Raw genomic sequence first — 20,021 nt, 5'->3', positions numbered from 1 at the left:
CCAGTTAAGTAAAGCCGCAAAACGATTAGAACGGGCGGAAAGAAATGAGCCACAACCAGGCCGTCGGCGCGACGCACGACGAACCGAAAATTGAAGGACTTCAACCCGGCGCCAAGCTGTTGCGCGGGCAGTATGAAATCCTGCGTTTTATCAGCAATGGCGGGTTTGGAATCACCTATCTTGCGCGTGACAGCCTGGAACGCGAAGTAGTGATTAAAGAGTGCTATCCTGGTGCCCTTTGCCGTCGCAATGGCGATTTGGTTGAACCGGTTGAACCGGGTTACAAAGACGACCTGCGCGCGATCATCGACCTGTTTATCCTCGAAGCGCGCAACCACGCCCGTCTGGTGCACCCCAACATTGTAGACGTACATCAGGTCTTCGAAGACAACGAGACAGCCTATATCGCGATGAACTACATCCGCGGCTGCGATCTGTTGGATTATGTTGAGAACCCTGAAAACAAGGCTGGCCCCGAATTTATCGTTCAGGTCACGGAGAAAATGCTGTCGGCGGTGTCTTTCATCCACCAAAGCGGCATGCTGCATAGGGACATTTCGCCCGACAACATCCTAATAGACGAAAACGGCGATCCGGTTCTGATCGACTTTGGTGCTGCGCGCGAACAGGCTGCGCACCAGTCTGCTGCACTGATGACACTGCGGGTCATCAAGGATGGGTACTCACCGCACGAATTTTACGTGCGCGGCGCTGAGCAAGGGCCGAGCAGTGACCTTTATGTTCTAGCGGCGACGCTCTATCACGCAATCAGTGGTGAACGTCCGATAGACGGCCAAACCCGCCTGAACGCCTTCAACAACAGCCAGCGGGACCCCTACACTCCACTGGCCGGGCGCTTCGAAGGCTATCCCGAAGGGTTCCTTGAAGCCATCGACAAGGCTATGGAAGTTCACTCAACGGATCGCCTGCAGACCGCACTGGATTGGCTGCGTATGTTCCGTGGCCCCAGCGTGATGTTCGACAGCTTCGATTACCGGCCAGTGTCGGTGATCGTTGCGATGGACCAAAAAGACGAAGAAGAAGAAAAAGCCAGGATCAAGGCGGAAAGCGAGAACGCCGAAGCCGTCGTCACCGCTTTGCTGGCCGGTAACACAGACATTGCACTGGGCAATGAGGATAAGAACGACGAGGGGCTTGCTACTTTCACCGCGAAAGAGGAAGCCGCCGTTGCAGTAGACACTGTGGTCAAAAGCGGTTCCAGCGGTGCCGGCAAGGTAGTCGCAGGTGTGGCTGTGGTGGCCGCTTTGGCGGCCGGTGGGTTCTTCTTTATGTCCGGGAAAGATACTCCGGTTGAAGACACCGCATCGACCCAATCACCCGTAACGACGGAAACAGCGGAAGAAGTCGCCGTAGTCGAAACACCCGAGCAGGAAACGGTCGAGCAGGTGACTGCAGCTATTGCGGAGCCGGCGCCAGAACCTACTGAGCCCGCACCGGTTGAGGTCGAAGCCACTCCAGAGCCTGTCGAGCAGGCGCAAGAAGAACCGGTTGCAACGGACCAGGAAGACGCTGGGGCAACGGAAACGGCTGAAGCCGCTACAGTCGAGCCTACGCCACTTGTTCCCGCGGAACCGGTAAACCTGGAAGAACAAAAGCCGGTAAACTTGGCAGAACAACAGACTGCATTTTCGCATTGGGACGTGGACATCCCGTTTCAGACTTCACGACGTCGAGCTTCAACTGGCAACGTGATCGCAGTTACTGGCGTCGACCAGGACATGGACCCGGCAATTGTAGGTGAATGGGTCAAGCGTGGCGCAACCATCTTTACTTTAAACGGCAAGCCGGTGCAGGCAGACACAACATTTGCGGCTCAGGTGCTGAACGATCTGAACGTGGACCCGGACGGCTACATTCGTGTCTCTGCCCGCTATCGTACATTGGGCGAAACCCGCCCACAGAACGGATTGTTGGCGCTGCCCGCGATGCGGGTGCTTGGCCTGGAGAACGGCTATGTTTTCGCAATTCAAAACAAAGACGGCGCCGGGTGGAAAACAGTTCTGACCTCGGTTCCGCCAGAGCCGACAGGCAGCTTGCAGGCAGGCGATATCCTAGTCGCAGAGACGAATTCGGGCACGAGCATTGATGGTTCGGAAAGTCTGGAAGTCTTGCTAGCCGATCTCGTATCCGAAAATCAGCCTCAGGCCAGCTTTAGCATTTTGCGCAACGGGGTCGCGACGAATGCTGAAATGCCTCTAGCGCAGGAGTGATCTGACCGGTTCCTAAGTGATCTGCCAGTGTGTGTTTGCTGAGGGTAGTGCCTTGTTTGGTACCCCTGACGGGAACCGGCCCGTCGCGGAAGTAGAAAGTGTCTTTGTTATCCCAACTATCCGTGCCGTTGTGCAACTTCGCACAGAGGTAAGAAGCAGCCCCACAGGACAGATGTCCTGTGCCAAGAATAAAAGGTGTCGACACCATGTTCAAATACAAAAGCCCTCTTAGCCGGCTTCTCGAAGGTGCCGGCAAACCAAAAGAAACTGAGGCCGAAGAAGTAGCGGAAGCCGCAACTCCAGAGGCGGAAAAGGCCGAGCCAATCGCCGACTTCAATGCCCTGCGCGCAGCTCTGGCGGGTGGCAATATGTCTTCGGACAACTACGAAGAAACTGACGAGCTGGTGCCTGAAGAAAAGATGCCGGATTTCTCTGAGGATGAAGCAGCAGACACCGCTGAAGCCGAAGATGATATCGTCGTCGCAGAGGTCATAGCAGAAGTTCAGGACGTGGCGGACGAGACGCCCGAGCCCGAAACTGAAACTGTTTTGACGCTGCACTCAGCGGTTGAAGAAGTCGCTGATGTGGCGACAGAAGAAGAAGCGGTTACCGAAGAGGTGGTCGAGCACGAGGTGCTTCAAGTTGAAGACCCCGAGCCGGAACAGATTGTAGAAATCGTTGCAGACGAACCTATCGCGGAACCAGAGTCCATCGCAGAGCCGGTTTCAGAAGAACCGGTCGCCGAAGAACCACAGGTTGAAGTCGCACCGGTGGCACAGTCCGCGGCCCCCGAAGATCGCCGCGGCCGCGTCAAGACAACCTTCCTGGGCTTCGAACGCGCTGACACACATGTGCAGGACCTCATCGAAACGGCAGAACCTGCCGCAAAAACAGACAATGCCGAGCAATCGTTCCCGGTTGGTTGGCTGGTCGTTACCGGCGGCCCTGGTCGTGGTGCGAGCATAACGCTGACCGAAGGCTTGATGCAGATTGGTCGCAATGACGATCAGGCCATTCAGCTGGATTTTGGAGACACCGGCATTTCCCGCAGCAACCATGCGGTGATTGCCTATGACCCCGAAGACCGCAAATGTTATCTGGGACACGGCGGTAAGGCGAACCTGGTTCGCCTAAACGGCAAGCCGGTTCTCAGCACCGTTGCACTGTCCAGTGGAGACCTGATCCGCATCAGCGAAACATCAGTTCGCTTTGCCGCATTCTGCGACGATGGCTTTGACTGGCGGGATTCCTGATTGATGCTGGCGACACCGGCATATGATATTGCGCTGATCCTGGATAAGGGCCGGCGTGACACGCAGGAGGACGCGGTCGCCTCGCGCATGTTCGACGCAGCGAATGCAAGCTATGTCGTTGTCGCCGATGGCATGGGCGGACATGCGGCAGGCGAAGTCGCTTCTGATCTTGTGATCCGTGCCTGGCGCGACGCTCTGGATACCGAGCTCGAAGGTTCAGCGGCATCCGAGTCCGCTTTGATAGACGCTTTGCCTCTTGCAGCAATGCAGGCAAACGCATCCATCGCCAGCTATTCCGAGGAACAAGGCGCTGAATTCAACATGGGCTCCACCATGCTGGGCGTTCTGTTGCTGGGACAGCGACTGTTTTGGATTTCTATCGGCGACAGCCCCCTATACCTTTTCCGGGACGGAGAGTTGTCGCAGATCAACGAAGATCATTCGATGGCGCCTGTAATTGATGCGCAAATGGCCGAGGGAACTTTGACTGAGGCCGAAGCGCTTACGCATCCAGACCGAAATCAGCTGACCTCGGTCATCATGGGAGCGGCAATTCCAAAAGTCGATTGCCCAGAGACCCCTTATGAACTGACACCTTCGGATGTTTTGGTTCTGGGAAGCGATGGCCTGCAATACCTCAGCAATGCTGAAATTCAGTCCATTCTTCAATCCAATGCCAGCGCGCTTGCGCAAGACATCGCCGGGGCGCTGCAATCCGCGCTCGACGCGAAAGGCGACCCGGATCAGGACAACACCTCGATCGGTGTCGTCAAACTCACAAAAAACTAACAAGGCAAAGCAACAGGACCCATGAGAAACCATCTGATCATATCAAGCCTGGCACTTGCTGCCGCAGCGGGCACTGCATCGGCGCAACAGGCATGCTCAACTTATGAAATTCAGCGCGGCGACAGCCTGCGCGAGCTTTCGATCGACGTGTACTCGACCGAAGATTTTCGTATCATCTACGATGCCAACCGGGATGTGATCGGCAATAACCCGAACATCATTCGGGTGGGCGACGTTCTGACCATGCCTTGTTTGGAAGACATTGGGCGCGCTTCGACCGTTCCGCAAACTGAGGCCGAGGCCATGGCAGCCGAAATGGCAGCAGAGCTGGTCAAGGCCGCCGAAGATCGCGCAGCCAAAGCCATTGCCGAGGCCGAAGCCCGCGTGGCCGAAGCCGAAGCTGAAGCCAAAAAAGCCAGCGAAGATGCCGTGGTTGTAGCCAAAGAGGCGGCTAAAGACGAAATCGAAGCAGCGCGCGCGGAAGCAGCCGCTCTGATCCGTAATGCGGATGAAGGTGAACGCCCGGAAATTCGCGACCGCCAGTTGCTGATGATCACCGGTGGCAATTACGCGCCCTTCACCGACGAGGCACTGCCCAATCGCGGCCTTTACACCTACCTTGTCGAGACAGCGATGCTGCGTGCCGCACCCGAGCAGGCGTATAAGATCCAGTTCGTCAATGACTGGTCATCGCATCTGGACCTGCTGATGCCGACACTGGCGTTTGATGCCACCTTCCCATGGTCGCGTCCGAACTGCGAAGCGGCAGAAACTTTGTCGGAAAAGGACCGTACGCGGTGCGAAACGTACGACTTCTCTAACCCGTTCTACGAAGTCGTGGACACGTTCTTTGCCCGCGAAGGATCGGGCTATGAGCAAACACTGACCTATGCTGACTTCGCCGGGACAACCATCTGTCGGCCGGAAGGCTGGTCGTTGTCACACATGGATGAGGTCGGATTGTATGAGCCGGCAATCTCGCTTGTGCGTCCCGTTTCACCCGATGACTGCTTTCACGCCGTTATGGACGGGACAGCCGACATCGTCGCAATCGAAGCTCATCTGGCGATCGAAGCTATCGGACGGCTGGGATACGAACACCGTATTATTGAAAACCCCAACCTGGCGGCGATCAAATCCCTTAACGTCATGACCCATAAAGATAATCCAGACGGCGAAGCGATCCTGGAGACGCTGAATCAAGGTCTGGCAATCATGCAGCAATCCGGCGAATGGCGCGACATCGTGTCAACCGCCCTACGCCATCAAATGGAAAACGGCTGAAACACTTTAAAGCCTTCTCAATTACTATCTCTGGAGAAAACAACTAATGCCTAAACTACCGCTCCATAACGTTGCGATGACCTCTGCTGCCGTCATCGCGTTAAGCGCCGGAGCCGCCGCCGCCCAGCAAGCCTGTACGAATTATACGGTACAGGACGGTGACACGATGGCCACCATTGCGATTGCTGCTTACGGCACGTCAAACTACCAGCCAATTTTCAACGCAAACCGGAACTCGATTAGCAACCCCAACGATCTGGCACCTGGTCTGGCACTTGTGCTTCCGTGTGAGGACGGCAGCTTGCCGAACGGCCAAAGCGCACGCGAGATTATTGCAGAACAGCAAGAACGCTTTGCGAGCTCGACCCAAACAAGTTCGTTCAAAGCCCCAATCAAACTGGTTACGGGCAACGGTTGGGCTCCGTTCGCGGATGAGACCCTAAACGGCGGTGGTTTCATCACTCGATTGGGAACCACGGCTCTGCAACGGGCAGGCAATGCGCACGAGTATTCGATCAGCTTTGTCGATGACTGGAACTCGCATATCGAAACCCTGCTTCCGCTGGGCGCGTTTGACGTGTCGATGGCGTGGAACATGCCCGATTGCACCAACCGCAGTTACGAATGGTCCTGGGAAACAGAAATCCGCTGTACGCAATTCCACGCTTCAGCACCTGTGTACGACATCGTCTTGGGTTTCTACACACTTCCCCAAAGCGACTACGCCAGTGCGACCAGCTTTGAAGACCTAAAAGGTGCAACCGTCTGCCGTATGGAAGGATGGTTCATCCACGACCTCGAACAAGAAGGTCTGCAACCAGAAAAAACCATCGATCTGCTGCAACCCGTTACCGCGCGGGAATGCTTGGATGCCGTCCTAACTGGCTCCGCGGATGTCGCGACCTTCGAAGTTCAGCTTTTTGCCGACGCAATGGCTGAAATGGGTCTCAACGAGAACGATCTCGTCGAAAACCCGTATGTCACGACACTTTCAGCCCTGCGGTTCATTACTCACCGGTCCAACCCAATGGGCAAACAATACCTGGCGATGCTGAACAAAGGCCTGAACGAAATGCGGGAGTCTGGCGAATGGTACGCCATCATCTCGGACACACTGAATGAGCACAATGAACGACTGATAGCCTCATCCGGCTAAGGATCCACTTTCCACATTCCAACCCACGGGAGGAAAAATAATGCATAAACAAAAACTTAACACCAAGGTGATGACGGCGACTGCCGTCCTCACACTCACCGCAGGCGCAGCGGCAGCGCAGGAAGCCTGTTCAAACTACACGGTCTCGGACGGTGACACGATGGCCACCATCGCGATCGCTGCCTACGGAACGTCAAACTATCAGCCCATCTTTAACGCAAACCGTAACATCATCACCAACCCGAACGACCTTGCGCCAGGTCTGGTTCTGGCCTTGCCCTGTGAAGATGGCAGCCTGCCAAACGGTCAATCCGCGCAGGAACTGATCGCTGCGGAAGAGCAACGTGCAGCAAGCGTCAAGCGTTCGAATGTCTATGCACCGCCGATCAAAATGGTTGCGGGTAACGGCTGGGAACCCTTTACCAGCGAAGCACTGGGCGGCGGCGGCATCATGACCCGTCTGGCTACGACCAGTCTTCAACGTGCCGGCAACAGCCGCGATTACTCGGTCAGTTTTGTTGATGACTGGAGCTCGCATCTGGACACGTTGTTGCCACTTGGCGCGTTCGATATTTCGATCGCATGGACTGTCCCGGATTGTACGAACCGCTCGTACGAATGGTCGTCAGAAACCGAAGCGCGTTGCACGCAATTCGTGGCTTCTGTCCCTGTTTACGACATCGTAGGCGGTTTCTTCACACTGCCGGAAAGCGACTACGCCAGCGCGACCAAATTCGACGACTTTGTAGGTTCTACCATTTGCCGCATGTCAGGCTGGAGCATGGTTGTTCTGGAAGAAGTCGGATTGAACCGCGAAAACACAACTGTGGTCCAACCCAACTCGGCCCGCGAATGTCTTGATGCCGTTCTGACCGGCACGGCGGATGTCGCCGCGTTCGAGGTCGATCTGTTCGCTTCGACCATGAACGACATGGGACTGACTTCGTCTGATCTGGTTGAAAACCCTTATGTTTCGACCTTGTCCTCGATGAGCTTCCTTGCGCACCGCACCAACCCGTTCGCACGCGAATATATCGCGATGATGAACAAGGGCCTGAACGAAATGCGTGAGTCCGGCGAATGGTACGCGATCATCTCGGACACTCTTCGCGAACAAAACGAAAAACTGAACGCGGCATCTAACTGATCTATCAGATTTCCGAACGAAAAGGGCCGGTCTTACGACCGGCCCTTTTTATTTTTTATCAACCATTTAGAGATAAATTCGCCGCAAATAACACAGAAATACGGGAATCCCCTAATATCCAAATTTCACGAAAGGGTTATCGTGAAATCAAGTAGACCGGTGAGGCTTCGGCCTGACCACTCACTCAAAAAAGGGCCGGCTTTGGGGGTCGGCCCTTTTTTCTTTGGATTTTACGAAATCGGAAGTACCCACGCCGCAAAGCGTGGGAAAATCTGTCAGCCGATGATCGCGTTCAGTGTTGCGCTAGGGCGCATTACCGCTGCGGTTTTGGCGGGATCGGTGTGGTAGTACCCGCCGAGGTCCGCGGCTGGACCCTGAGCGTTTGCCAACTCCGACAGGATCTGATCTTCTTTTTCTGCCAGCTCTTTTGCGATTGGCGCAAATTCAGCCGCCAGTTCCGCGTCATCCGATTGCGCGGCAAGGGCTTCGGCCCAGTAACGCGCGAACCAGTAGTGGCTATCACGGTTGTCCGGCTGCCCGACTTTACGGCTGGGCGACTTGTTGTTGTCCAGAATGCCCTGCGTTGCCGCTTCAGCTGCGGCACCCAAAACGCCTGCCTTGGCGTTGCCTTTGTTGTCAGCCAAGAAGTTCAGTGATTCACCAAGAGCACAGAACTCACCCATCGAGTCCCAGCGAAGGTGGTTTTCCTCGACCAATTGCTGCACATGTTTCGGAGCGGACCCACCTGCACCGGTTTCGAACAAGCCTCCACCGTTCATCAGTTTGACGATCGACAGCATTTTGGCCGATGTACCCAGCTCCAGAATTGGAAACAGGTCGGTCAGGTAATCCCGCAACACGTTACCCGTGATAGCGATGCTGTCCTTGCCTGCTGTGATAGTCTCCAGCGACTGACGGGTTGCTTCGCGAGGGGCCATGATCAAGAACTTGTCAGCCGCGCCAGCTGCCTCGAGCGCAGGTTTGACGTATTTGATCAGCTCCGCGTCATGGGCGCGGTTTGCGTCCAGCCAGAAGATCGCTTCGGATCCGGTCAGGCGCTGACGGTCAATCGCCAGCTGGATCCAATTTTCAATCGGAGCCTTCTTCACAGTGCAAGCACGCCAGATGTCGCCCTTTTCGACCTCGTGCGAATGCAGCGTTTCCCCATTAGCCAGAACGATACGGATTACGCCATCGGCTGGGGCCTGAAACGTGGTCGGGTGCGAGCCGTATTCTTCGGCCTTCTGCGCCATCAGGCCTACGTTGGCCACGGCACCGGCGGTGGCCGGGTTCAGCGCGCCGTTGGCTTTGAAGAAGTTGATGGATTCGTCATACACAGGAGCATAGCAGCGGTCGGGGATCACACAGTTGGTGTCACCCTTCGCGCCAGCCTCATCCCAACCCTTACCGCCTGCGCGGATCACGGCAGGCATCGAGGCGTCGATGATCACGTCCGACGGCACGTGCAGGTTGGTAATGCCCTTGTCTGAATCGACCATGTACATGGACGGGCGGTCAGCCTTGATCGCGTCAATTGCCGCCATGATTTCAGCGTTGCCCTGAACACGTTCCAGTAAGTCACCCAGACCCGAGTTGGGGTTCACTCCCAATGCGTCCAGCTCTGCGCCAAATTTCTCGAACACCGGAGCCAGCCACGCTTTGACGGCATACCCAAAGATGATCGGGTCCGAGACCTTCATCATCGTAGCTTTCATGTGCAGCGAGAACATTGTGCCGTCTTCCTTGGTGTCCTCGATGGCGTCCGCCAGGAAGGATGACAGCGCTTTAACTGACATGAAAGTGGCATCCGCAACGGTGCCCTCGGCCAATGGCCAAGCATCCTTTAGGACGGTGACGTTGCCGTCTTTGCCGACAAATTCGATCTTGGCATCGCCCGCCTGGGCGGCGGATATGGTCGCCGACTTCTCGTTGGCGTAAAAGTCATTGCCAGACATCGATGACACTTTGGTCTTGCTGTCCGAGGCCCACTCACCCATCGAATGAGGGTTCTTTTGGGCGTAGTTCTTTACCGCACGCGCTGCACGGCGGTCGCTGTTGCCTTCCCGCAGAACCGGGTTCACAGCCGAGCCTTTGATGGCGTCATACCGTGCGCGGATCGCTTTTTCCTCGTCGGTTGAGGGCTCTTCGGGATAATTCGGGATGTCGTAGCCCTGCGACTGCAGCTCTTCGATTGCTGCAACCAGCTGCGGGACCGAGGCCGAGATGTTTGGCAGCTTGATCACGTTGGCGTCCGGTGTTTTTACCAGTTCACCCAACGCTGCCAGATCATCGGAGATCCGCTGCGCATCGGTCAGGTTCTCCGGGAAAGTTGCCAGAATACGTCCGGCCAGAGATATATCCTTGGTGCCAACACTAACACCTGCGGCGCTGGCAAACTTGCGAATGATGGGCAGGAACGAGGCGCTGGCCAGTTCGGGCGCTTCGTCTACAATGGTATACAATATGTCGAAGTTCGAGTTATCTGCCATATTCTTTTACCTTTTTTAAGCCTTTCGGGGCGTGCGATCCAAGAGTGTGCCACATATGGGTGGCGAAGGATGGGCGCGATTAACCTACCGCCCAACGGTGACTCTGTATTGACAGGGCCTCCCTTAAATCAGGATGGAGTTGGGATCAATCGTCTAGATGCGGCGCATATTGCCACGGGGCACATCAAAGCCCGAGTTTCTTGAAGTATTGTGCAAAAATTAAGCGCCCCACGTGTCACTCAACCGATACCCCGCTGGCCACGGGTCGTCAGGATCAAGCATGTGTTGATGGGTGCCTGTAATCCAACCGCGTCCGCTGATTTCTGGGACAATTGCGGATCGGGCACCAATTTGTGTTTCCTGAACAATCCGTCCTGTAAAGCAAGAGCCGATGATCGAAATGGCCTCGAAGGTTTGCCCGATCGCCATCTGCCCTTTGGCTGCCATAAGCGCCATACGTGCGGAAACCGCCGTGCCGGTGGGCGAACGATCCACTTTGCCGGGCTGAATGGCAACAGCCGACTTTCCGCGCCATCCAGTTTGGGATTTTTCGAGCGGACCACAAAAGGCACAAAAGGAAATGTGGGACCAATCCGGGTTTTCAGGATGCGAAAACCCCAATTGCTCATTTGCGGCATTCGTAATCGTAACGCCCATCCGAGCGATTTCACGCGCTTCGTCTTCGGTTACATCAAACCCGATTTCCGCGGCATCTACGACCACGAAACTATCGCCACCATAGGCCGTATCTACGGTCAACGTCCCCACACCCGGCACTTCCAATGGAACCGAGAGTTTGCCCGCGAAACTCGGCAAATTCTGCACATGAATCCGAACGGCCTTACCGTCTTGGCACACAGCGCGCACGCGAACCAGCCCGCCCGGCGCTTCAAGCGTCAGAGTGGTCTCAGGTTCTTTCATAGGGATGATGCCGCTGTCCAACAACACGGTGGCGACACAGATAGAATTTGAGCCGGACATAGGCGGCGTGTCCTCAGGCTCCATAATGATAAAGGCGGCGTCAGCTTCGGGGTGTCTGGGAGGGACCAGCAGATTGACGTGCCGAAACACACCGCCGCGCGGTTCGTTTAGTACAAAGTTGCGCAAAGTTTGGTCGCGGGCGATATGCGATCGTTGCTCCCATATCGTGTCACCTGGCGGTGGTGCAACACCACCAACGATTACGTCACCGACCTCGCCTTCGGCATGGGCCGACACAACATGAATGGTTTTGATACTGCGCATATCCTCTCCTTAAAATCGAGAAGCGGCGTAAGGCGACATCGATATAGGCGAGTCTCGACCATCGATCAAAGCCCCTACAATTTGAGCAGTTCCCGCAGATTGGGTCAGGCCCAGATGACCGTGGCCGAAGGCATAAATAGCATCCGGTGTTTTTCGGGATGTGCCAATCACCGGAATGCTGTCCGGTAGTGATGGACGAAATCCCATCCATTGCGTACCCCTGTCCGTCTTCAGACCGGGCAGAAACGCTGCCGCCTTTTCCAACAATGTGTCAGCGCGTTTGTAATTTGGTGGTAAGGTTAATCCGCCCAGTTCAACCGCCCCCCCCACGCGCACACCGCCATTTATTTTGCTGGCAACAAAGCCGTGGCGTGAGAATGTCAGATGCATACGCAAATCGAATGCACCTTCGGGCAACGTGGTATTGTATCCTCGCTCGGTTTCAAGGGGGATGCGATCGCCCAGTGTTTGCGCGATGAGATGAGACCAGGCACCCGCGGCAACCACCACTTTTGCGGCGCGGAGTGCCTCGTCTGCACATTCGATCCGTACACCATCGTCCTGCGGCGACAAGTTTCGGATTTCTTTCTTTTTAATTTGACCGCCGCGGTCTTGAAAAACTTTGGCAAGATGTTCAACCCACAGCTTTGGGTCTACAGTGTTCAGCCAATTCGGGGTAAACCCGGCATGGGTGAACCGAGCGCTAAGGCCTGGCTGTTTCTCAGCAATCGCGCCTTGGCTTTCCAGAAGCTCAAACTCGATCCCATGTTCTCGCCGCAAGTCCCAAGTTGGTAAACTGGCGCGATACTCGGCTTCGGTTTCGTACAATTGCATCTGACCGTCGCGCTGCAACAATTGTTCGCCATCGATGTTTGATATCAACTGTTCAAGTGCAGTTTTGGATAGCGCCATCAATCTGGCCTGAGCTCCAAGGAGATCTTTGTATCGATCCGGACGGCTGGACCGCCAAAACTGATACATCCAAGGTGCAATTTTCAACGCGTATGCCGGAGGAATGGACAGTGGGCCCAACGGGTCCAATAACCACTTCGGAGCTTTTCGCATGATACCCGGCGTGGCCAGAGGCTCGACCTCCGAGAAGGCAAACGCACCAGCGTTGCCAGCTGATGTTTCAGCAGCAACGCCTTTCCGATCCAAGACAAGTACTGAATGCCCTCTTCGCTGCAATTCCAGCGCGGTTGTTATTCCAATTACTCCGGCACCGATGACAACAACATGTGCGGTCATGTATCGATACCGCTTCTGAAAGGGTCATCTTTGTTGAAGAACAACTTGGCGTCGGCCATGACGAAGGATTGGCCGGTGATCGAAGGAATGATGCCCCCGTTGAACCCGGGTTGATAGGACAGCCGATAGGAACTGCCAATTACGCTTTGCTGGATGATCACTTGGCCCGGAGCAAGACGCCCGTCCGCCGCCAGACAGGCCAACCGGGCTGAACTGCCGGTTCCGCAGGGAGAGCGGTCGTAATTGTCATCCGGGCACAGAACGAAATTGCGACTGTAAACTGACGGATCTGGTGAATCATCTTGAAAGATAACGTGGTCAATTGGTTCGCCTTTTTCGCCGCCAACCCCGCGCGTGATCGAAGCCTCTCGGATGGCGATCGTCATATCCGTCAGTTCGCGAATATTGGCAGGCTCGACCGGGATCGGGCTGGGGTCAACGATGAAGAACCAGTTGCCGCCATATGCAACGTCGCCTGTGATCTGGCCATAGCCTGCGACATTAAAGGTAACGCCCTGACGAACCCTCCGACTTTCGATGTTTGTCACGGTAACCGTGTTGGCGTCGTGCAATTTTACCGTCACTACACCGGCAGGCGTTTCGATCCGGTGTTGGCCAATGCCAATTCGCCCCAAGTGAGCCAGCGTGACCGTCAAGCCAATGGTGCCATGACCGCACATGCCCAAGACGGCATCGACGTCAAAGTAGATAACCCCGGCCACGCATGTCGGATCAACAGGCTCGACCAACAACGCACCAACCATAGCAGGCTGACCGCGCGGCTCTAACATGACCGAGCGATAGAACGCCTCATGCTCGGTCGCCAGGCGGCTTGCCCGCTCAGTCAAAGACCCGGATCCAAGTTCCGGCGCGCCATCCAGAATGACGCGCGTCGGTTCACCGCCCGTGTGACTGTCGATCACATGCATTCAGCGATCACCCCACCCTGCCTCGACCAATCGGCGAACCATGTTTGGAACAGATCATATTGCTGCTCGCAATAGTTACGCTGTGCATCGGTCAGTTCATCCGTTTCGTTAAAGTGCAGACGGTATTCCTGCTCTCCGTTCAGGACCAGCAAGTGCTTGTAGTACAGCACCAAATCCGGGCCTTCGTCAAAACTGGAAAGCACTTGAATCGCCTCTGTGAGTTCCTGCGCACGCTGGCGGGCCTCGGCATGGCCTTGCGCCGCCTTTTTGGACAGGGCGGCCAGCAGTAAAGCTTCGCGCGGCAAGGCTGTGCCTATTCCCGTGATCGACCCGGTTGCACCGCAATTTACGAAACCGTGGTAAACCTCGGTATCAACACCAACCATCAGGGTGACCTGATCGTCCTGACTGGTGATGTTTTCAGCCGCATAGCGCAGGTCGTCTTTGCCACCGAACTCCTTGAAACCGATCAGGTTTGAATGTTCCGCGCGCAGGTTAAAAAACAAGTCCGCGCGTGTCGCAAAGCCATAGTATGGGCTGTTGTAGATAATCGCCGGAACATCAGGTGCGGCAGACAAGATCGCTTTGAAATGGTTCTTTTGCGCAGCGGGTGAACTACCGCGGGACAACACGCGCGGAATGACCATCAGGCCGACAGCGCCCACCTTTTGCGCATGCGCCGCGTGGGCTTCGGCGGATTTGGTGTTAATTGCCCCGGTGCCGACGACGACAGGCAGACCCGCATCGGCCAAACGCTCAACCCCTTCCATCCGCTGCGCATCTGTCAACAAGGGCCAATCCCCCATAGAACCGCAGTAAACGACTGCGGACATGCCCGCGTCGATCATCTGCTTTCCTTTGGACACCAACGCATCAAAGTCAGGTGTGCGGTCAGGTTTGCAGGGGGTCATCAGAGCAGGCATCGTGCCGGTGAACACGTTGGTCGACATTGGTAAAATCCTCGAGCGATGGGCGATTGGACGCGCTTTCGGAATCGCCAATAACGGATATTGGATACAAAATCCAGAAAAATTGAAAGCGCGCCGGATCAGTGATCGGGCGCGCTCATATCACAATAAGAGTTTTTTCAGCGAAGCCTGTGACCTGTCTTGGGATCAAACAGCATGGCGCGTTCCGGTCGGACAATAAGCCCGATGCGCTCACCTTGCTTGCTGCGCTGATCATCCCGCTCTTCGACGATCAATTTGTCTCCGTTGGGCGTCAGCAGGTACGTATAGCTAACGCCTCCAAGCGCTTCGGTCAGGTCAACCGTGCAAGTGTCACCTGACCGATCCACTGTGATGTGTTCCGGACGCATGCCAAGAGTCACTTTGCTCATCCCAGCCGGTACATTGATAGGTAAGTCCAACAGTTCACTGAGAGCAGGGTGCGAGACCTTTCCATCGACAATATCGCAATCAAGGAAATTCATGGCCGGCGACCCGATAAATCCCGCCACAAAACGGTTATCTGGGTCCCGATACAAATCCATCGGCGCGCCGACCTGTTCGATCCGACCATCACGCAGCACAACGATCTTGTCGGCCATTGTCATTGCCTCGACCTGATCGTGGGTCACATAGATCATCGTCGCGCCAATTTCATTGTGCAGTCGTGCGATCTCGACCCTCATTTCGACACGCAGCTCGGCATCAAGATTGGAGAGCGGTTCGTCGAACAAGAAAACCTCCGGGCCTCGCACGATGGCGCGCCCGATGGCAACCCGCTGTCGTTGACCGCCTGAAAGGGCCTTGGGCTTGCGTTTAAGGTATTGATCCAACTTGAGGATGTTAGACGCTTCTTGCACTTTCTTGTTGATCTCTGACTTTTCCACGCCATTCATGCGCAGCCCAAAGCCCATGTTCTCGGCCACTGTCATGTGCGGATAAAGGGCATAGGTCTGAAACACCATGGCCACGCCACGCTTGGCCGGGTCCATATGGGTCACTTCGCGGGCACCAATATGGATTTGCCCCTGGGTTGTTTCCTCAAGGCCCGCGATCATTCTCAGCAAGGTGGATTTGCCGCAACCAGACGGGCCTACGAAGACACAGAACTCTCCGTCTTCGATTTCCAGATCAATGCCGTGAATAACCTGCGTCTCGCCATACCGCTTGATCGCCTGGTTCAGAGTCACACCTGTCATGTCGCTTGCATCCTGTCTGTTTCGGCGCCCGGGCGGGTCTCGGGGAACCGCCAGGCCTGTGCTTCGGCTCCGATATGTTCGGCCACACGGCGAACACGAGGAACCCAGGTTTCCAATTGGTCGAAATTCATCCGCTCGGTCGATCCGGTTACGGAAATCGCCCCCAACATTCGCCCGCCCGAAGTCAGAACAGGGCAGGCAATGCAGATGATACCGGGCTCGTGTTCTTCGTCATCAACGGCATAACCACGGCTGCGGATCAGATCGAGATCGGCGCGCAGCGCCGCCTCTGAGGTCAGTGTCTTGTCGGTAAAGCGGTGATAGCTTTGTTGGGAAACGGCGCGGTCCAGCGCAACGTCATCCAGGTACGCCATCATGGCCTTACCCACACCGGTGCAATAGGCGGGACCGACTTTGCCGGCCTGCGAATACATCTCAATCGGCTGGGCCGCGTTGCGTTTGTCCACATAAAGCACCTGATTGGAATCGAGCTGCGCCAGATGCACCGTTTCCCCTGTTTCCCGGCTCAATATGTCCAGAAACGGTCGCGCAATGGGCGCAAGCGAACTTTGCGTCCATGCCGCATGCGCCAGCCGAACCAGCCGCAACCCGGGCGTATATGTCTGTCGGTCCGGGTCATATGACAACATTCCCTGATTGGTCAGCGTTTGCAGAAACCGATACAGGGTCGCTTTGGGAAAGTTACTGCTTTCCAACAGCTCGGCGAACCGCACCGGTCGCGCAAATGCCGCCACCTGATCCAGCACGTCACATGCTTTTCCTATTGTTCCGTCACCAGCCACAGGTGCCTGTTCTCCTCCCATTAACCCATCGCAATCGGCACGAGGGTCTTGACAAGACTAACCGAGTCGATGTGTAGTTTTCAATATATAAAACACGGTTTCATTATTTGGAACCTTAATGACATAAAAATGGAAGCTAAGGGAGGAAACCATGCATTCCATGTTCAAGCGCACCGCTGTCGCTTTGGCAGCCAGTGCCGCACTTGCGGCACCTGTTGCTGCCGAATTGACCGGCGAGCTGCGAATCTTTCTCGACACGTCCAACCCGGCGCCGCGCGCGACGATGGAGGCGATGATCGATCGATTCGCGGAACAGCATCCGGGTCTGGAAATCGAAACCACGGTGATCGACCGAGAGGCATACAAGACCCAGATCCGCAACTTTCTGACTGCGGATACGCCGGACGTGGCGACGTGGTATGCGGCAAACCGCATGAAGCCCTATGTCGAAGCGGGCTTGTTCGAAGACGTGTCGGATCTATGGGCAGAGCCTGAGATCGCCGAGAACCTGGCGTCGACCAAGGGTGCAATGACCATCGACGGCAAGCAGTGGGGCGTCCCCTATACCTATTATCAGTGGGGCGTTTACTATCGCAAAGACATCTTTGACGAGCTGGGCCTGACCGAACCCACAACTTGGGAAGAAGAACTGGCAAACTGTCAGAAGATCGTCGATTCCGGTCGTGCCTGCTATACCATCGGCACCAAGTTCCTGTGGACCGCTGGCGGTTGGTTCGACTATCTCAACATGCGCACCAACGGGTTCGACTTCCACAACCAGCTCGCCAATGGTGAAATCAGCTGGGAAGACGACCGGGTCAAGCAAACCTTCGCCAACTGGAAACAGCTGATCGACATGGGCGCCTTCGTCGACAATCATCAAACTTATAGCTGGCAAGAAGCCCTGCCCTTTATGGTCAATGGCGAAGCCGCTGCGTACCTGATGGGTAACTTTGCCGTTGCACCGCTGCGCGAAGCGGGTTTGACCGATGACCAGTTGGACTTCTACCAATTCGTTTCTATCAACCCGGACGTCGAATTGGCAGAAGACGCGCCAACCGATACCTTCCACATCCCGGCCAATGCTTCGAACAAAGAAGCCGCGCGTGAGTTCTTGCGTTTTGCCGTATCCGCGGCGGAGCAGACGGAAATCAACAATGGCGCAAATCTCGGTCAGCTGCCTGTGAACGCTCAGTCATCCGTTGATGACGACAAGTTCCTGCAGCAAGGGTTTGAGATGCTGTCAGCCAACAGCCCCGGTGGCGTCGCTCAGTTCTGGGACCGGGACGCGCCTGCGGAAATGGCGAAAGTGTCGATGGAAGGCTTCCAGGAATTCATGGTCAAGCCGGACAATGTTGACCGCATCCTGTCCAAGCTGGAACGTGCGCGTGAGCGCATCTACGAGAACTAAACCGGTCTGGCCGGGCTTCTGCCCGGCCTGCACCACTTCGTGCGTAAGGCGGGTGCATTCCCGGCTTACACCTTTGACCTAAATCCGAGTGAGCGCATGTCAGCCGTCGATGTCCCCGAACAGGAAAGCTGGTTCCACAGAAATCAACAGCGCATAGCGCCCTGGCTCTTTCTGGCGCCGGGCCTGCTGTTCTTCATGGTCTATGTGATCATTCCGGTGTTCCAATCCTTCAATCTGTCTTTGTACGAATGGGATGGGCTCGGCGCAGCGGAGTATGTAGGCGTTCGCAACTACGAAGACCTGTATTGGGAGTTTGTTGATCGTGATGCGTTCTATATTTCACTGAAGAACAACCTGATCTGGTTGATCATGTACCTGTTGGCGATCCCTGCAGGTCTGTTCATTGCACTGTTCCTGAACCAGACCGTCTGGGGAATCCGACTGTATAAGTCGCTGTTCTTCTTCCCCTTCGTAATCTCACAGGTTGTTGTTGGCCTCGTTTTCACCTGGTTCTATGATCCGACATTTGGCCTGTTGAACGAATTCCTCGGCCTCTTCGGCTTCGGCCCGTTGAACGTGCTGGGGGACGAACGTTTTGTCACCTACGGCATCATCTTTGCTGGTCTTTGGCCACAAACGGCTTATTGCATGATCCTCTACCTCACTGGCCTGAACGCCGTGGACCCTGAACAGATTGAGGCCGGCCGTCTGGATGGTGCAAAAGGCGGCAGAATGCTGTGGCATATCATTCTGCCGCAACTGCGCCCGGCGACTTTCATTGCTTTTGTTGTCACCATCATTGGCGCTTTGCGTTCCTTCGATCTGATATCGATCATGACCCAGGGCGGTCCGTTCGGCTCGTCTCGTGTGCTGGCCTACTATATGTTCGAGGTCGCGCTGTCAGAATACGGCTTCCGCATGGGTTATGGCGCGGCTATCGCGGTGATCCTTTTCCTGATCATGCTCTGCTTCATCGCCTATTTCCTGTGGTCGATGTATCGCGAAGAAAGGGGGCACTAAGATGTTTCCCAAACCCATCGAAAAACAACCCCGCGGGGCACAGATCACCTACCAGGCGATGCTGCCGCTGGCTCTGCTGCTGTGGCTCGGCCCCCTACTGGCGGTGGCGTTGTTCTCGGTCAAACCGGCCGCCGACTTTACCAACGCAAACTACTGGGGAATGCCGTCCAGTTTTGAGGGCGCCTATAACTATGGGCAGGTATTTTTCAACTCGGACATGCCGCGCTATCTGTTGAATTCGTTCCTAATCACCGTTCCAACTGTGATCGGGGCCGTAGCACTTAGCTGTATGACCGGGTTCGCACTGGGGATCTACAAATTCCGCTCAAACCTCTGGATCTTCTTCATGTTTGTTGCGGGCAACTTTGTCCCGTTCCAGATTCTGATGGTCCCTGTACGCGACCTGACCCTGGAATTGGGTCTCTACAACACCAAAACAGGCCTCGTCTTGTTCCACATCGCATTCCAGACGGGTTTCTGTACCCTGTTTATGCGAAACTTTATCCGCGCCCTGCCCTTTGAGTTGATTGAGGCCGCGCGCGTCGAGGGCATCAGCGAATGGCGTATTTTCTGGTACGTTGTCTTGCCGTTAATGAAGCCAGCGATTGCTGCACTCAGCGTGTTGATCTTTACCTTTATCTGGAACGATTATTTCTGGGCCGTGGTTTTGACTCAGGGCGCGGAAAGCCAGCCCGTGACGGCCGGGATCACCAGTTTCAACGCCCAGTTTCGGGCTGCCTATCAATTGATGAGTGCCGGTTCCATCGTCGCGGCGTTGCCGCCGGTGGCCATGTTTTTCCTCATGCAGAAACACTTCATCGCGGGTTTGACCCTCGGTGCCGTAAAATAACGTCAAACCAAAGGTTTGCC

The 20,021-nt window shown here is 55.6% G+C and carries 16 protein-coding genes; 9 read left to right on the top strand and 7 right to left on the bottom strand.

Annotated elements, in window-relative coordinates; all coding sequences use genetic code 11:
* Positions 1-44 precede the first annotated feature (44 nt).
* The 6 genes from ACR0AK_RS15875 to ACR0AK_RS15850 all read left to right on the top strand — a co-directional run bounded on the left by ACR0AK_RS15875 (position 45) and on the right by ACR0AK_RS15850 (position 7,860).
* Positions 45-2,231, top strand: a complete 2,187-nt coding sequence (locus tag ACR0AK_RS15875; protein WP_480794029.1) for a serine/threonine protein kinase — start codon at positions 45-47, stop codon at positions 2,229-2,231.
* 206 nt (positions 2,232-2,437) lie between these two features.
* Positions 2,438-3,484, top strand: a complete 1,047-nt coding sequence (locus tag ACR0AK_RS15870; RefSeq protein ID WP_480794028.1) for an FHA domain-containing protein — start codon at positions 2,438-2,440, stop codon at positions 3,482-3,484.
* Positions 3,485-3,487: 3 nt separating this feature from the next.
* On the top strand, positions 3,488-4,273 hold the full coding sequence (locus ACR0AK_RS15865) for a PP2C family protein-serine/threonine phosphatase (protein ID WP_480794027.1): 786 nt from the start codon (positions 3,488-3,490) through the stop codon (positions 4,271-4,273).
* Positions 4,274-4,294: 21 nt separating this feature from the next.
* A complete protein-coding gene (locus ACR0AK_RS15860; protein WP_480794026.1) occupies positions 4,295-5,557 on the top strand; it encodes a substrate-binding periplasmic protein in 1,263 nt (420 codons plus the stop codon).
* A 46-nt stretch (positions 5,558-5,603) separates the two neighbouring features.
* Positions 5,604-6,713 carry a transporter substrate-binding domain-containing protein gene (locus ACR0AK_RS15855; RefSeq protein ID WP_170559914.1) on the top strand — a complete coding sequence of 370 codons (1,110 nt, stop codon included), beginning with the start codon at positions 5,604-5,606 and terminating at the stop codon, positions 6,711-6,713.
* Positions 6,714-6,753: 40 nt separating this feature from the next.
* A complete protein-coding gene (locus ACR0AK_RS15850) occupies positions 6,754-7,860 on the top strand; it encodes a transporter substrate-binding domain-containing protein (protein WP_170559912.1) in 1,107 nt (368 codons plus the stop codon).
* A gap of 275 nt (positions 7,861-8,135) precedes the next feature.
* On the opposite strand, the gene ACR0AK_RS15845 is transcribed toward ACR0AK_RS15850, so the two are convergent.
* The 7 genes from ACR0AK_RS15845 to ACR0AK_RS15815 all read right to left on the bottom strand — a co-directional run bounded on the left by ACR0AK_RS15845 (position 8,136) and on the right by ACR0AK_RS15815 (position 16,720).
* On the bottom strand, positions 8,136-10,349 hold the full coding sequence (locus ACR0AK_RS15845) for an NADP-dependent isocitrate dehydrogenase (RefSeq protein ID WP_480794025.1): 2,214 nt from the start codon (positions 10,347-10,349) through the stop codon (positions 8,136-8,138).
* 219 nt (positions 10,350-10,568) lie between these two features.
* Positions 10,569-11,594, bottom strand: coding sequence for a trans-3-hydroxy-L-proline dehydratase (locus tag ACR0AK_RS15840; protein ID WP_480794024.1), 1,026 nt, complete (start codon positions 11,592-11,594; stop codon positions 10,569-10,571).
* Positions 11,595-11,603: 9 nt separating this feature from the next.
* The gene (locus ACR0AK_RS15835; RefSeq protein ID WP_480794023.1) at positions 11,604-12,842 is read right to left on the bottom strand and encodes an NAD(P)/FAD-dependent oxidoreductase; all 1,239 of its coding nucleotides are present in this window, start codon (positions 12,840-12,842) and stop codon (positions 11,604-11,606) included.
* Positions 12,839-13,771 carry a 4-hydroxyproline epimerase gene (locus tag ACR0AK_RS15830; protein WP_480794022.1) on the bottom strand — a complete coding sequence of 311 codons (933 nt, stop codon included), beginning with the start codon at positions 13,769-13,771 and terminating at the stop codon, positions 12,839-12,841. The genes ACR0AK_RS15835 and ACR0AK_RS15830 overlap by 4 nt, the downstream gene beginning before the upstream one ends.
* Positions 13,762-14,721: a dihydrodipicolinate synthase family protein gene (locus ACR0AK_RS15825; RefSeq protein ID WP_480794021.1), complete on the bottom strand. Its 960-nt coding sequence runs from the start codon at positions 14,719-14,721 to the stop codon at positions 13,762-13,764. Before ACR0AK_RS15825 ends, ACR0AK_RS15830 begins: the two co-directional genes overlap by 10 nt.
* Positions 14,722-14,858: 137 nt before the next feature.
* Positions 14,859-15,917: an ABC transporter ATP-binding protein gene (locus ACR0AK_RS15820; RefSeq protein WP_480794020.1), complete on the bottom strand. Its 1,059-nt coding sequence runs from the start codon at positions 15,915-15,917 to the stop codon at positions 14,859-14,861.
* A complete protein-coding gene (locus tag ACR0AK_RS15815; protein WP_480794525.1) occupies positions 15,914-16,720 on the bottom strand; it encodes an IclR family transcriptional regulator in 807 nt (268 codons plus the stop codon). Before ACR0AK_RS15815 ends, ACR0AK_RS15820 begins: the two co-directional genes overlap by 4 nt.
* A gap of 151 nt (positions 16,721-16,871) precedes the next feature.
* Between ACR0AK_RS15815 and ACR0AK_RS15810 the strand changes: the two genes are divergently transcribed.
* The 3 genes from ACR0AK_RS15810 (at position 16,872) to ACR0AK_RS15800 (ending at position 20,001) form a co-directional block, all read left to right on the top strand.
* The gene (locus tag ACR0AK_RS15810) at positions 16,872-18,131 is read left to right on the top strand and encodes an ABC transporter substrate-binding protein (RefSeq protein WP_170559899.1); all 1,260 of its coding nucleotides are present in this window, start codon (positions 16,872-16,874) and stop codon (positions 18,129-18,131) included.
* A 96-nt stretch (positions 18,132-18,227) separates the two neighbouring features.
* Positions 18,228-19,151 (top strand): carbohydrate ABC transporter permease, encoded by a 924-nt coding sequence (locus ACR0AK_RS15805; protein WP_170559897.1) that lies wholly within the window; start codon positions 18,228-18,230, stop codon positions 19,149-19,151.
* Position 19,152: 1 nt separating this feature from the next.
* A complete protein-coding gene (locus ACR0AK_RS15800; RefSeq protein ID WP_170418690.1) occupies positions 19,153-20,001 on the top strand; it encodes a carbohydrate ABC transporter permease in 849 nt (282 codons plus the stop codon).
* Positions 20,002-20,021: the final 20 nt, after the last annotated feature.

This window comes from Ruegeria sp. BI12, from assembly GCF_056537985.1.
The sequence above is the reverse complement of the archived record's forward strand: the minus strand, read 5'-3'. Positions and strand labels throughout refer to the sequence as shown.